This is a genomic window from Streptomyces sp. cg36 (assembly GCF_041080675.1).
Classification (GTDB): domain Bacteria; phylum Actinomycetota; class Actinomycetes; order Streptomycetales; family Streptomycetaceae; genus Streptomyces.
In genome coordinates, this window is the sequence record NZ_CP163520.1 from 5,581,696 (window position 1) to 5,595,146 (window position 13,451).

The following is a 13,451-nucleotide window of genomic DNA, read 5'->3' on the forward strand; positions in this document are numbered from 1 at the left end:
GTCGACCGCTTCACGCAGTGCGGCGCCCTCGCCGAAGCTGATACGGAGGGCTGCCGTCGCCTGGTCGTCGGACTCACGCTGACGCTCAGGGCTGGTGGTCTCGTCCGTGCGGACCGACAATCGCACGCATCGGACCCCGCGCAGAGTCTCGGCAGCTTGAGCCAGGGTCCCTACAGGGGTGCATACCTTGTCCATGCCCCTTGTGGGGGCCAGTAAGTTCTCCGCCTGCCTGACCTGCGTTGATACCGCCACGACCTGATCACTCCAGAACACTCAGTCCGGAGCATCGGGAAGGGGCGGGGTGGGGGGGAAGAACACGGGCGGAGCCCGCAGCGGAGAGTCCGGGGCGCAGCCGCGAAGAGAGGACGGGCGCCCCAGGAGGCAGCGGCGGGCTCGGGCCCGCGATGGGGCCGGGATGCGGGCCCCGGGGTCGACAAGGGGCCAGGTGTGCGGCCCAGGGCCGAAAAGAGGCCGGGTGTGCGGCCCAGGGCCGAAAAGGGGCCGGGTGTGTGGCCCGGGGGTGAGAAGAGGCCGGGTGTGCGGCCCGGGGGCGAAAAGAGGCCGGGGCGGCGGGGGCGGCCTAGGCTCGGGGCATGCCTCGCCGCCACCTGAGCATGACCGGCGCAGCCGCCCCACTGAGGACCGCCCTGCGCGCCCTCCGCACCACCCTCGACGTCCCCGAGGACTTCCCCCCGGACGTTCTCGCCGACGCGGAGCGCGCCGCCGCCACCCCCCGACTGCCCGTCCGCGACGCCACGGACCTGCCCTTCTTCACCATCGACCCGCCCACCTCGATGGACCTGGACCAGGCCATGCACCTGGCCCGGCGGGACGGCGGCTACCGCGTCCACTACGCCATCGCCGACGTCGCCGCGTACGTCACCCCGGGCGGCCCCCTCGACACCGAGGCCCACCGCCGGGTGAACACCCTCTACTTCCCCGACGAGCGCGTCCCTCTCCACCCGCCCGTACTCTCCGAGGACGCCGCCAGCCTGCTGCCCGGCCGCGTCCGCCCCGCGGTCCTGTGGACCATCGACCTGGACGCCGAGGGGGCGGCCACTGCCACCCACGTCGAACGCGCCCTCGTCCGCAGCCGCGCCAAGCTCGACTACGACGGGGTGCAGCGCCGCATCGACGACGGCACCGCCGAACCCCCGCTCGCGCTGCTCGCCGACATCGGGCGGCTGCGCGAGGAGCAGGAGGCCGCCCGGGGCGGCATCTCCCTCAACGTCCCCGAGCAGGAGGTCGTCCAGCGCGACGGCGGCTACGGCCTGGAGTACCGCGCCCCGCTGCCCGCCGACGGCTGGAACGCCCAGATCTCCCTGCTCACCGGTATCGCCGCGGCCCATCTGATGCTGGCGTACGGCACCGGCATCCTGCGCACCCTGCCCACCGCCCCGGACGGCGCGGTGGCCCGGCTGCGGCGCACGGCCGGGGCGCTGGGCATCGACTGGCCGCACCATGTCCCGTACGCCCGGGTCGTCCGCTCCCTCGACCCGCGCGAGCCGCGCCACGCCGCGTTCCTCCAGGAGTGCACCACGCTGCTGCGCGGCGCCGGGTACACCGTGTTCACCGGCGGCCGGCTGCCGGACCCCGTGGTGCACGCGGCCGTCGCCGACGCGTACACGCACTGCACGGCCCCCCTGCGCCGCCTCGCCGACCGCTACGCGAGCGAGCTGTGCCTGGCGGCCGTGGCGGGCGCCGACGCCCCCGGCTGGGTGCTGGCCGCGCTCGACGCCCTGCCCAAGGAGATGGCCGAGGGCAACCGGCGGGCGAACACCGCCGAGCGCGAGTGCGTGGACCTGGTCGAGGCGGCCCTGCTCAAGGACCGGGTGGGCGAGGTCTTCGAGGCGACGGTGGTCGACGTCGAGGAGGACGCCCCGGCCGTCGGCACCGTCCACCTCGGCGACCCGGCGGTGGTGGCCCGCGTCAAGGGCGGCACCGCCCCGCTCCCGCTGGGCGGGCGCCTGCGCGTCCGTCTGACCCGGGCGGACCCGGGCACGGCGAAGGTGGAGTTCGCCCCGGCCTGAGCGCGGGCGATCGCGGAGTCCGGACAGGCGGACGCCGCGCGGCGGGCCCGGGCCGCGGCGTCCGGGACCGGCCGAGCCCGGTAGCATGGGCGGCACGGCAGACGAGCCGGGCGGACGGCCGCGTGGAGATCGCAGGATCTTCCCGAGGAACGTCCGGGCTCCACAGGGCAGGGTGGTGGCTAACGGCCACCCGGGGTGACCCGCGGGACAGTGCCACAGAAAGCAGACCGCCGGGGACCTCGGTCCTCGGTAAGGGTGAAACGGTGGTGTAAGAGACCACCAGCGTCTGGGGTGACCCAGGCGGCTAGGTAAACCCCACCCGGAGCAAGGTCAAGAGGAGACACCCCGGTGTCTCTGCGCGGACGTTCGAGGGCTGCCCGCCCGAGTCCGCGGGTAGACCGCACGAGGCCGGCGGCAACGCCGGTCCTAGATGGATGGCCGTCTCCCCGGCCGCCGCGAGGCGACCGGGTGACAGAACCCGGCGTACAGCCCGACTCGTCTGCCCCACAGGCCCCTGACCTGCAATATTGCAGGTCAGGGGCCTTTTCTCGTGGAATCCTGGGCGTCGCCTCACCCCGTTCCGTACCGGTTCAAACCGGACCTCGCGGCTACGAAGGTAGCCGTGAAGGTAGCCACACTGGGCGGCGCGGTGTGGGTGTCGGCTGAGCCGGGGAGGCTCTCCGCGTTGCGCGTCTACGCCTCGGTGTCTTCCCTTGCTGTCCCGGGGTCGGCGGAATTCTGCTCGTCAAGCCAGGCTTGAATGCCACCAGGGTTCTGCGCGGGCGCGTCGAACGGGATGATCGGAACAGGGGGCAAGGTGGCCAGCAGAGCCGCCAAGTCAGCGGGGAGTGCGGCCGCTGAGGGCTCAAGCTCCTCGATCTTGGCCAGGAGTCGCTGAAGTTCCTCAGCCATGAAACGCAGGTCCAGGTCCGCGCCGGCGACTTGGATCGTTCCGGCCTCTATGTCTATGAGGCGCATGGGAGGAGCCGGGAATGTGGGCTTGGTGCCCGCCCGCCACTCTTCGACGGTGGGGCGAGGCAGGCTGACGATCCACTCGTCAAGACGCTCGTCGAAGTGCTCACTTCCGTTACGGACTTCGCGGGCCTTCAGCGGGGACGAGTCCTCCACCTCAAGAATCTTTCGTAGAAACGGACCTCGCTGCGTCCGCCACTCCAAGCCCTTGTCGGTCCCGTTCGGACCCTTCCCAGCGGCGGGCCACAGAGTCCGGGAGACCTTTCCGAGGAAGGAGAGGAAGTCCTCGAAGCAGACCCAGGCGGCTGGCGGGACCGGAGTGTTCTGCGCATAGGCGATCAGGGCGGTCAGGGAGGCCAGAGCGTAGCGAGTGTCACGGGCCAGCCACGTCAGATACACCCGCCGGGCCCACGGGTCATCGGATATTTCGTTGCTCACGGGCGTCATTGTGCCGCCGGTGGTCTACCGGGTGGGAGCAGATTTCAGAGGTATGGCATGGTCGCTAATGTCCCGCCGAGTTATCGGGGCGTCGGAGGCTTCCGATGTCTGCCGGTCCCGGGGCCGAGCTTCGGTGACGCCTCAGGAGTGGCGGTGGCCTCGGTGAGGGGAAACAGGATGCGCCGTGCTTCCGCGAGGTTCGCCGCGAAACCGTGCGCCTTCCACAGGTGGCCGTTCCACCGCTGGATCGCACGGGGTACATCGGGGTTCAGATGCGATGCCCTCGGGCCGTCGCCGGTCACGAGGGGTACGGCGCGGAGTTGCCCGATCCTCGCGTCGCGACGTTCGGCCCACTGGGAGAGCGGTTCGTCGTCCATGTCCGGAGCGTAGTGGGTCAGGCGATCCGGTGTTCCCAGCGCAGGGAGGGGACCTGGTCGATCCAGTACCGGTGGGACGCGGGCGTCACACGGAGCCGTACGGAGTCGATCCCCGGCGCCCCGCCGTCCTGCCAGGCGACGAGAGAACGCTCCACGTCGTCCCACAGGGCCACCGGGCCGCCCTGGCGAACGGTCCAGCTCTCGCCGTCGACGAGGAACTCGGCGAACGACTCCTTCCCCGGATCGAACAGGTACAGCATGGGCGACCCGTCACCGTCCGTCGCGCGGACGAACTGAGCGCCGGGCGCGGCCAGCTGTGCCAGAAAGGCGGGCATCCATTCCTCAAGGACGAGGGGGGACAGCAGAGCGGTCCGCTCACTCTCCGTGTACGCGGTCCGTGCGGAGAGATCGCCGGCCACGGGGGCCACTGCCTGGGCACGCGCCTGCATGAAGGAGGAGCGCCCGACGATCGAGCCCTCGGCGGTGCCATCATTGTCGACGACCAGTTTCGCGAGGCCGGTTCCCCACGGCCACGAGCCGACCGTGCCGAGGACCACGCCTCCGGGTCTCGTTTGCCTGATCCACGCGTACGGGATGCGGCGGACTGCGCAGGTGGCGATGACCCGGTCGTACGGTGCCCGGTACGGGTGGCCGAGGAGGCCGTCGCCCGTCACCGTCCACGTCGAGAAGCCGGCGGCTTCGAGAGCGACATCGGCCCGGGTGGCCACCTGTGTGTCCACCTCGACCGTGGTGACGTTGTCCTCGCCGAGGTAGTGGCACATCAGGGCTGTGGAGTAGCCGGTGCCCGTACCGATCTCCAGGACTCGGTGACCCACCGTGAGGTCCAGGGCCTCGATCATGCCGACGACGGTGGCCGGATCGGTCGAGGAGGACGTGGGCACGCCCACGACGGGTTCGTCGGCCTGGTCGGCGGAAAGGTGGCCGTCCAGCTGGGTGGTGAGCGTGTCGACGCCGTATGCGATCTTCAGCCACTCGTCCGGGTTCGTGTCGGCGGCGGTGGTGGGCCGCCAGGTCCGCCCCTCGTCCAGGAACACTCCCGGGTGGAGGAACCGTTCGCGGGGCACGGCCTCGACGGCCGCACGCAGCCAGGGGGACTTCAGGACGCCTTCGTTCACGAGTACCGCCGCCATGCGGCGTCGGTCGGATGCCGGGTCGGTCATCGGCGGTCTCCTTGTGCGAGTAGGTCGGCGAAGGCAGCGGCCATCGGGAGGCCGGTCTCGGTCTCCAGCCACCCCCACTGTCCGTTGGGATTCAACTCCAGCCACCAGTAGTCCCCGGCGCGGTCGACCGCGAGGTCGAAGCTTCCCGACACCAGATCCAGTCGGTCCAGGTAGGCATGCAGTCCCTCGGTCACCCGGTCGGGAAGGTGCTCCACGGTGTATGTCAGGGCGCTGTAGTCCTTGCGCCAGTCCAGGAGGTCGGAGTCGATGCGTACGGCGAACGCCTGCCGGCCGACGATCAGTACGCGGACGTCGGCGACCTTGTCCACACGGGCTTGGAACAAGTGGGGGGTGACCCGGACGCTGTCGTCGATCTCGTCGACGGTGACCGGATCCGCCCAGCCGGTCACCGGCAAGTTGTCACGCGTGTAGGGGGTCCATCGCAGCGTCTTGAAGATCGCTTGCTCCTGAGCCCGGACGAACTCGCGGGCTTCGTCCGGGTCGTTGGTGACAAGGGTGGGAGGGATGGTGAAGCCGAGTTGCTGGGCGAGAACGAGCTGCGCGGGTTTGTAGTCGGCTGCGGCAACGGGCAGGGGGTGGTTGACCCAGAGCGGGCCGCCCAGGGCGTAGAGGGTGCCACCGAGTCCGTAGCGGACCTGTGCCGCCGCGAACCGGGAGTCGTCAGCGGACAGGTGGGGAAACGTGGGCCATTCCGGGCGGCGCCAGTACACCGACCGGACCTGGGTCACATCAGCGGTTCTCGACGGGGTGCGCACCTGCCCGACCACTGGGGCCGGGCAGGTGCCGAACCGAGCCGAGACCGTGAGGTTTTCGCCGATGTCGGCGGGGTTGAACCGGACCACCGGCGCATCGCGCCGGTTGAGTTCGGTGATCACCATGTCGGCGGTGATGTCGTCCGCCTCGGTGGCCACCAGAACCGGCCTCTCCTCGGTCATGGTCATCAGTCCTGCGTGCTGTCCTGATCGTGACCCTGGTCGTTCCGGGAGTCCGAGTTCGTCGTCGTGGAGGTCTCGGTGCCGGAGCTGGTGCCGTGCTTGCCCATCTCGACGACCTGCCCGGCACGGTCGCGGAACACTCCGAGCTGTGTCGTGGGGTCGATGGCGACCGTGGTGTGGGGTCGGCGGGTGACCGTCGGGTAAGGCGCGAGTCGGCCCGCACCCCACGGCCGCGTGGGGGAGGGGAGTGCGGCAGAGGTGGTCATGAGACTCCTTGGATCGAAGGGTGTGGTGTGGGAATCCGTCTGCGCCAGGGGGCGCAGACGGCGATCTGCGGGCCGCGGCTCAGGGGTGAGCGGCCTGGATGTTGTCGGCCGCGGTCGTCCACTCGACTCCGGACGCGGGCCGGATGTGCGCGATGCGGACCGTGCCGTGGCTGTGGAGCTCGTGTGTGACGGCGACGGGCACGCCCTCCCCGCGCGAGGCGATGTCACGGACATGTGTGTCCAGGAGCGGGTGATGCTCGTAGCCGTCGGAACCGACCGGATTCACTCCTCCGGCTCCTGCCGGGCCTCGACGCGGCGCATGAACCTCTCCCAGCCGTCGGCCGCCCGTACCCGCAGAGCCCGGCTCGGCGCACCCGGCCGGGGCTCTGGCGGCGTGTACGTACGGCCACTGGCGCCAGGGTTCCTGCGGGGCAGTCCGGAGGTCGTCACGTGGTCGCTCCTCTCCGTGGGAGCCGCCCGGAGGGTCCTTCGGCCTCCGAGCGGCGTGTGACCAGTGAACGACGATCCGTTACCTTCTCCCAGAGCGAACCTCGCGCAATACCCAGGCGTTTTCCAGGCGTTGGCACGTGGCGGGTATGAGTGCGTGAAAGGGTTCTCGTGAGGGGAGACCTATGACGTCGAGGCGTAAGCACGTTGCGGAACGGCGCGTGGCCCGGGGTTACTCTCAGGAGGAATTCGCAGAAGCGCTCTCGGTGGCCGCGTCCACCGTGGTCCGTTGGGAAAGTGGTCGCGCCGCCCCGCGTCCCCACCAACGGCCGAAGATCGCAGAGCTGTTGGGAGTGACCCTCCCCGAGCTGGAAGCCCTTCTCTCCGACGAACAGCCGGCCGAGACAGCCGGGCTCTCCGCTGCTCCACCCCTCCTCCATGGTGATGATGACGACATGAAGCGCCGCGAAGTCCTGGGTCTGCTCGCCGTTACGGGTGCGCTGGTCGCTCTTCCCGATCCCGGCGAGGCCGCCCGAGGGCGGGCAGTATCGATGCTCTTGGAGACAGGGGACGCCCTACACCGCAGCCTCTGGCAGGCCTACGCGCTATCGGACTCCAAGCAGGTCGTCTTCCCTGCGGTGCGCGCACAGCTCGATGTGATGGCGAAGGGGCTGACCGAGACCCGTACTGCTGTGGATCGGTCCCGATTGTGTCGGATGACAGCCGACGTCTACCAGCTCGTCGGTGAGCTGTTCTTCGACGCCAACAGGTACACCGAAGCCGCGCAGTGCTACACACTGGCCGCCAACGCGGCCTACGCCGGTAGCGACCACGACCTGTGGGCCTGTGCCATGACCCGCCACGCGTACGTCGAGCTGTACGCGCGCCGCGCGCACGCCGCCCAGCCCCTGCTCGCGGCAGCTTTCCGCATCGCCCTGAGGGGCGACGACACTCTCTCCACCCGTCACTGGGTCGCGGCCGTGCAGGCGCAGGCGTACGCCGCCGTGGGCGACCTCGACGCATGCAACCGGGCTCTTGACGAAGCAGAGAAAGCGCACGCCCTCGACGGCGCTCACTCCCACAACGGCGGCTGGCTCCGCTTCGACGGCTCCCGCCTGGCAGAGGAGCGAGGAGCCTGCTACCTCCAACTGGGCCGCCCTGATCTCGCCGAGGAAGCGCTGACCACGGCCCTTGCCCAGCCTCTGTCCCTGCGTCGCCGCGCCGCTGTTCTGAGCGACCTCGCCGTGCTCGGGGCGCACAGGCAAGACACCGATCAGGTCGTGCACTACGCGGAGCAGGCACTCGGACTGGCCGACCTGTCGAATTCGGGATTCATCGGCAAGAAGCTGGACGGGCTTCGGGGGCGTCTTGCCCCGCTCATGTCCGATGACCGAGTCTCGACTCTTGATCACCGAATCGCTGCGCTTCCGCGCACCGCATAACGAGAGGGACACGCGCATGAATGACGGCCGGATCTTCCGCGAGGCGTGGATCGACGGTGTGAACAAGCACTACCCCGGCGAGCCCAAGCCCGGCTACGTCACACCGTGGGACGAGACGCCCGCGTGGGAGCGCGAAGCCGCCACCGCCGTGTACGGGCAGGTGCGCGACTTCATCGAGGTCAGCGGCGGGCATACGGCCCGGCTCACCCGCGAGCAGAAGGGCCGCTTCGTCGCGATCTGCTGGACCGCCCAGATGTTCAGGCACTTCGAAGACCCGAAGCCCGGATATGTTGCCGACTGGTCCGACCTGCCGGACTGGCAGCGGGAGACGGACGCGGACATCTTCGAACGCATCGAAGGGACCGTCTGATCTCAGGAGCGACGACGTCCCAGTCCGGGCCGATCCGGGCGGGGATGTCTTGTTACGTAGCCATCAAAGTAGCCACGGAAGCACCATCCCTGCACGTTTGTGCAGGTCATAGCGTTGCGCCGACAGTCCCCGGCGTACAGCCCGACTCGTCTGCCCCCTCTTTCCACGGGAGGCCCCATCCGGGGCGTCGCCCCGGCAGCCTTCCGCCCGTGCCACCGGTGGCGCCGCCCCCGGCCGTGCGGTGAGCTGGTGGAGGACGGGCCCGGCCGTACCGGCGGGCCCGGTGAGTCCTCCCAGCGAAGGAGCCCCCGTGGCCATCTCCGTCGACAAGCTCAGCGACCCCGCCGTACGCGCCTTCGTCGGCGCCCTGAACGCGGGCGACCGCGCCGCCTTCCAGGCCGCCCTCGCCCCGGGCGCCACCATGTCCGACGACGGGTCCGACCGGGACGTGGCCGACTGGACCGAGCGGGAGGTCTTCTCCAGCTCGGGCCACATGGACGTCGAGTCGGAGCGCGACGGCGGGCTGGCGCTGGTCGCCAGCTACCGCAACGACACCTGGGGCGAGATGCGGACGGCCTGGCGCTTCACCGTCGAGGACGGGAAGGTCAGCCGCTTCGAGACCGGGCAGGCGTAGCGGCCGGCCCCCGGGTCACTCCGGGATGCGGACGCCCGTCCCGCCCACCCGTACGCGCGGGTCGCCCGCCCGCAGCGTCACCGTCAGGACGCCGGGGCGGCCCAGGTCCTCGCCCTGGTGCAGGGTGAGGACCGACTCCTCGGGGACCAGGCCGAGTTCACGGGCGTACGCGCCGAAGGCCGCGGCGGCCGCGCCCGTCGCCGGGTCCTCCACCACGCCGCCGACCGGGAACGGGTTGCGGACGTGGAAGACGGTCTCCGAGGCGCGCCACACCAGCTGCACCGTCACCACGTCGAGCCGCCGCATCAGGGTGGCCAGGCCCTCGAAGTCGTACGAGAGGTCCGCCAGGCGCGCGCGGGTCGCGGCCGTCAGCACCAGGTGGCGCGCGCCCGCGAACGCGATGCGCGGCTCGACCGCCGGGTCCAGGTCGGCGGCGGGCCAGCCGAGCGCGGCCAGCGCCTGGGCGAGGTCGTCCGGCGCGATCGGCTCGGTGTGCGGCTCGACACTGGTGAGGGTGGCGCGCAGGGTGCCGTCCTCCTCGGTGACGGTCACCGGGACCGTACCCGCCTGGGTCGCGAAGACCAGTTCGCCCGGGCCGACCCGGTCGCCCAGGGCCACGGCCGTCGCCACGGTGGCGTGCCCGCAGAAGGGGACCTCGGTCTTGGGGCTGAAGTAACGGATGGTGAACGCCCGTCCCGGCTCGCCGAGGCCCTCGGGCGGTGCGGTCAGGAACGCGGACTCGCTGTAGCCGAGTTCGGCGGCGATCGCGAGCATGGCGTCGTGGTCGAGTCCCGCGGCGTCGAGGACGACCCCGGCGGGGTTGCCTCCGGCGGGGTCGGTGGAGAAGGCGGTGTAGCGCAGGATGTTAGTCATGCCTGCGACAACTCTGTGGGGTGGGGAAGCATTCCACTGGGCGCCGTTGTTCGTCCGCGGGCCGTGCTGGGCCGGTCGCGCCGTTCCCCGCGCCCCTTCAAGGCCGTCGTTCGTCCGTCGACCGTGGTGGCTTCTCGCGCCGTTCCCCGCGCCCCTTCAAGGCCGTCGTTCGTCCGTCGACCGTGGTCGCTTCTCGCGCAGTTCCCCGCGCCCCTGGCAACCCTCGTTCGTCTGTGGGTCAGCCTCGGCCGATGTACGGCATCGTCGTCGCCATCACCGTGGCGAACTGCACGTTCGCCTCCAGGGGGAGTTCCGCCATGTGCCGCACCGTCCGGGCCACGTCCGCCGCGTCCATCACCGGCTCCGCCGCCAGCTCCCCGTTGGCCTGCGGCACCCCCGCCGTCATCCGGGCCGTCATCTCCGTCGCCGCGTTGCCGATGTCGATCTGGCCGACCGCGATCCGGTACGGACGGCCGTCCAGGGAGAGGGACTTGGTCAGGCCCGTCATGGCGTGCTTGGTCGCGGTGTAGGCCACCGAGTTCGGGCGCGGCACGTGCGCGGAGATGGAGCCGTTGTTGATGATCCGGCCGCCCTGCGGCTCCTGCGCCTTCATCTGCCGGAACGCGGCCTGCGCGCACAGGAACGCCCCGTTGAGGTTGGTGTCGACGACATGGCGCCACGCCTCGTACGCCAGGTCCTCCACCGCGACCCCGCCGGGCCCGAACGTGCCCGCGTTGTTGAAGAGCAGGTCGAGCCGCCCGTACCGGTCCCGTACCGCCGCGAACAGGGCCGCCACCTCGTCCGGCGAGGTCACGTCCGTGGCGACGGGCAGGACGTCGGCGTCGGGGCCGGCCAGCGCCGCGGTCTCGGCCAGCGGCTCCGCGCGGCGGCCGGCCAGGGCGACGGACCAGCCCGCCGCGGCCAGGGCGAGCGCCACGGAGCGGCCGATGCCGGAGCCCGCGCCGGTGACGACGGCGGTCTTGCGCGCTGCGGATGCGGTCATGGTCCGGAGCGTACGGGAGCGGTGCGGGCCCGGCGCCCCGCCGTCCGCGATGTGGTCCCGAGCACCCCCGCCGGGCTGAGAGCATGGATGCTTGAAACGGCAACAAAGGAGACGGGCATGACCGAGAGCGGCCGGACGGCAGAGGCACACATACCGGTACCGGCGGCCGTCACCGCCGCCCGCCGCGCCGGACTCCTGGTCACCCTGGTCCTCGGCGGGCTCACCGCGCTCCCGCCGCTCTCCATGGACATGTACCTGCCCGCGCTCCCGGAGGTCACCGGCGCGCTGCACGCGTCCGCCGCCACCGTCCAGCTCACCCTCACCGCGTGCCTGGCGGGCATGGCGCTCGGCCAGCTCGTCGTCGGGCCGATGAGCGACAAGTGGGGGCGCCGCAGGCCGCTCCTGGCCGGCATGGCCGTGTACGTGGTCGCCACCGCCGTCTGCGCCTTCGCGCCGGACGCCGGACTGCTGATCGCCTTCCGGCTGCTCCAGGGTCTGGCGGGCGCGGCGGGCATCGTGATCGCCCGCGCGGTGGTGCGGGACCTGTACGACGGCGTGGAGATGGCCCGGTTCTTCTCCACCCTGATGCTGATCTCCGGCGCGGCCCCGGTGGTGGCTCCGCTGATCGGCGGCCAGGTGCTGCGGCTGACCGACTGGCGCGGGGTGTTCGTGGTGCTCACCGCCGTCGGGCTGCTGCTCACCCTCTTCGTCTGGCGCTGCCTGGGCGAGACGCTGCCGCCCGAGCGGCGGCACGAGGGCGGGGTCGGCGAGGCCCTGCGCACCATGGGCGGGCTGCTCAAGGACCGCGTCTTCACCGGTTACGTGCTGGCGGGCGGCCTCGCGTTCGCCGCGCTCTTCTCGTACATCTCGGCCTCCCCGTTCGTGATCCAGGAGATCTACGGGGCCTCGCCGCAGACCTTCTCGCTGCTCTTCGGGCTCAACTCGGTCGGCCTGGTGGCCGCCGGGCAGATCAACGGCAAGCTCCTGGTGGGCCGGGTCAGCCTCGACAAGGTGCTGGTGTGCTCGCTGAGCGCGGTGGTGCTCGCGGCGGTGGCGCTGCTCGTCATGACCTCCGGCGTCTTCGGCGACCCGGGCCTCGCCCCGGTCGCGGCCGGCCTGTTCGTGCTGATGTCCGCGATGGGCATGGCCACGCCCAACACCACGGCCCAGGCGCTGATGCGCACCCCGCACGCGGCGGGCTCCGCGTCCGCGCTGCTCGGCACCTCCTCGTTCCTGATCGGCGCGGTGGCCTCGCCGCTGGTGGGGATCGCGGGGGAGGGGACGGCCGTGCCGATGGCCGTGGTGCAGCTCGCCTCCGGCGTCGCGGCGCTGCTCTGCTTCCTGCTGCTGTGCCGCCCCTGGCAGCGGCGGGACTCGGCGGTCTGAGCCGCCCGGGTACGCCGACGAGGACGCCGCCGCGCCCGTAGAATCCCCAGGTGAACGAGAACGTACGCGTCCCGGAAGCCCTGCGGTCGAGCCTGGCGGGGCTGCTGGACGGGCTGCCGCCGTCGCAGGCCGCGCAGGCCGTCGAGCGGCTGATCGCCACCTACCGGGGCGCCACCCAGACCCATGCCCCGGTGCTGCGCGACCGCTCCGACGTGGCCGCGTACGCCGCGTACCGGATGCCCGCGACCTTCGAGGCGGTGCGGTCCGCCCTCGGCGCCCTCCAGGACGCCGTCCCGCAGTGGACCCCGGCCACCCACACCGACGTCGGCGGCGGCACCGGCGCGGCGAGCTGGGCGGTCGCGGAGGCGTGGGACACCGCCACCACCGTCCTGGACTGGGCCGAGCCCGCACTGGCCGTCGGCCGCGAACTGGCCGCCGCCTCAGGCGTCGAGGGCCTCGGCGCGATCCGCTGGGAGCGGGCCCGGATCGGCTCGGCGCTGAAGCTGGCCGCCACCGATCTGATCACCGTCTCGTACGTGCTGAACGAGCTCACCGCCGAGGACCGCACCGCCCTGGTGGACGCCGCCGCGTCCGCCGCCACCGGAGCCGTGGTCATCGTCGAGCCGGGCACCCCCGACGGCTACGCGCGGATCATCGAGGCCCGGGACCGGCTGATCGCGGCCGGGTTCACCGTCGCCGCGCCCTGCCCGCACAGCGCCGCCTGCCCCATCGAGCCGGGCACGGACTGGTGCCACTTCTCGGCCCGGGTCAGCCGCTCCTCCCTGCACCGGCAGGTCAAGGGCGGGTCACTGGCGTACGAGGACGAGAAGTTCAGCTATGTGGCGGCGGTACGGGGACCGGCCGAGCCCGCCGGGAACCGGATCGTGCGGCGGCCCCAGATCCGCAAGGGGCAGGTGCTGCTGGAGCTGTGCACGCCGCAGGAGGAGCTGCGCCGCGAGACGGTCAGCAAGCGCCACGGGCCGCTGTACCGGGCGGCCCGCGACGCCGAGTGGGGCGACGCGTGGCCCCCGGCGGAGTAGGACGGCTCCGGCCGAGGGCCGTGCCGGACCGCCCGC

At 71.6% G+C, this 13,451-nt stretch carries 15 protein-coding genes and 1 other RNA gene; 7 read left to right on the plus strand and 9 right to left on the minus strand.

Annotation, left to right across the window (positions count from 1 at the left end):
* The first annotated feature begins 593 nt into the window (after positions 1–593).
* Positions 594–2,030 (plus strand): RNB domain-containing ribonuclease, encoded by a 1,437-nt coding sequence (locus AB5J87_RS24700; protein WP_369379367.1) that lies wholly within the window; start codon positions 594–596, stop codon positions 2,028–2,030.
* 102 nt (positions 2,031–2,132) lie between these two features.
* Positions 2,133–2,532, plus strand: an RNA gene (gene rnpB, locus AB5J87_RS24705) — RNase P RNA component class A.
* A gap of 191 nt (positions 2,533–2,723) precedes the next feature.
* Here the strand turns inward: rnpB and AB5J87_RS24710 are convergent.
* The 7 genes from AB5J87_RS24710 to AB5J87_RS24740 all read right to left on the minus strand — a co-directional run bounded on the left by AB5J87_RS24710 (position 2,724) and on the right by AB5J87_RS24740 (position 6,670).
* Complete coding sequence (locus tag AB5J87_RS24710; protein ID WP_369379368.1) at positions 2,724–3,440, minus strand: hypothetical protein; 717 nt, start codon at positions 3,438–3,440, stop codon at positions 2,724–2,726.
* 80 nt (positions 3,441–3,520) lie between these two features.
* Complete coding sequence (locus AB5J87_RS24715; RefSeq protein ID WP_369379370.1) at positions 3,521–3,817, minus strand: DUF6087 family protein; 297 nt, start codon at positions 3,815–3,817, stop codon at positions 3,521–3,523.
* 17 nt (positions 3,818–3,834) lie between these two features.
* Complete coding sequence (gene tgmC, locus AB5J87_RS24720; protein WP_369379372.1) at positions 3,835–4,998, minus strand: ATP-grasp peptide maturase system methyltransferase; 1,164 nt, start codon at positions 4,996–4,998, stop codon at positions 3,835–3,837.
* Positions 4,995–5,954 (minus strand): ATP-grasp ribosomal peptide maturase, encoded by a 960-nt coding sequence (gene tgmB, locus AB5J87_RS24725; RefSeq protein WP_369379373.1) that lies wholly within the window; start codon positions 5,952–5,954, stop codon positions 4,995–4,997. The genes tgmC and tgmB overlap by 4 nt, the downstream gene beginning before the upstream one ends.
* 5 nt (positions 5,955–5,959) lie before the next feature.
* On the minus strand, positions 5,960–6,220 hold the full coding sequence (tgmA, locus tag AB5J87_RS24730) for a putative ATP-grasp-modified RiPP (protein WP_369379375.1): 261 nt from the start codon (positions 6,218–6,220) through the stop codon (positions 5,960–5,962).
* A gap of 79 nt (positions 6,221–6,299) precedes the next feature.
* On the minus strand, positions 6,300–6,506 hold the full coding sequence (locus AB5J87_RS24735) for a hypothetical protein (RefSeq protein ID WP_369379376.1): 207 nt from the start codon (positions 6,504–6,506) through the stop codon (positions 6,300–6,302).
* Complete coding sequence (locus tag AB5J87_RS24740) at positions 6,503–6,670, minus strand: hypothetical protein (RefSeq protein WP_369379378.1); 168 nt, start codon at positions 6,668–6,670, stop codon at positions 6,503–6,505. The genes AB5J87_RS24735 and AB5J87_RS24740 overlap by 4 nt, the downstream gene beginning before the upstream one ends.
* 182 nt (positions 6,671–6,852) lie before the next feature.
* Here AB5J87_RS24740 and AB5J87_RS24745 point away from each other — a divergent pair, with 182 nt between their 5' ends.
* The 3 genes from AB5J87_RS24745 to AB5J87_RS24755 all read left to right on the plus strand — a co-directional run bounded on the left by AB5J87_RS24745 (position 6,853) and on the right by AB5J87_RS24755 (position 9,113).
* The gene (locus tag AB5J87_RS24745) at positions 6,853–8,109 is read left to right on the plus strand and encodes a helix-turn-helix transcriptional regulator (protein WP_369379379.1); all 1,257 of its coding nucleotides are present in this window, start codon (positions 6,853–6,855) and stop codon (positions 8,107–8,109) included.
* A gap of 16 nt (positions 8,110–8,125) precedes the next feature.
* Entirely contained in the window at positions 8,126–8,479 is a 354-nt protein-coding gene (locus AB5J87_RS24750) for a hypothetical protein (protein ID WP_369379380.1), read from the plus strand.
* A gap of 310 nt (positions 8,480–8,789) precedes the next feature.
* A complete protein-coding gene (locus tag AB5J87_RS24755) occupies positions 8,790–9,113 on the plus strand; it encodes a nuclear transport factor 2 family protein (RefSeq protein WP_369379382.1) in 324 nt (107 codons plus the stop codon).
* A gap of 15 nt (positions 9,114–9,128) precedes the next feature.
* Here the strand turns inward: AB5J87_RS24755 and AB5J87_RS24760 are convergent, their stop codons facing one another.
* Both AB5J87_RS24760 and AB5J87_RS24765 read right to left on the minus strand, forming a co-directional pair.
* Positions 9,129–9,986: a PhzF family phenazine biosynthesis protein gene (locus tag AB5J87_RS24760; protein WP_369379384.1), complete on the minus strand. Its 858-nt coding sequence runs from the start codon at positions 9,984–9,986 to the stop codon at positions 9,129–9,131.
* A 238-nt stretch (positions 9,987–10,224) separates the two neighbouring features.
* The gene (locus AB5J87_RS24765; RefSeq protein ID WP_369379385.1) at positions 10,225–10,989 is read right to left on the minus strand and encodes an SDR family oxidoreductase; all 765 of its coding nucleotides are present in this window, start codon (positions 10,987–10,989) and stop codon (positions 10,225–10,227) included.
* Positions 10,990–11,106: 117 nt separating this feature from the next.
* On the opposite strand from AB5J87_RS24765, the gene AB5J87_RS24770 reads away from it, so the two are divergent.
* Both AB5J87_RS24770 and AB5J87_RS24775 read left to right on the plus strand, forming a co-directional pair.
* Positions 11,107–12,375 (plus strand): multidrug effflux MFS transporter, encoded by a 1,269-nt coding sequence (locus AB5J87_RS24770; protein ID WP_369379386.1) that lies wholly within the window; start codon positions 11,107–11,109, stop codon positions 12,373–12,375.
* 50 nt (positions 12,376–12,425) lie between these two features.
* A complete protein-coding gene (locus AB5J87_RS24775; RefSeq protein ID WP_369379387.1) occupies positions 12,426–13,415 on the plus strand; it encodes a small ribosomal subunit Rsm22 family protein in 990 nt (329 codons plus the stop codon).
* The last annotated feature ends 36 nt before the right edge of the window (positions 13,416–13,451 follow it).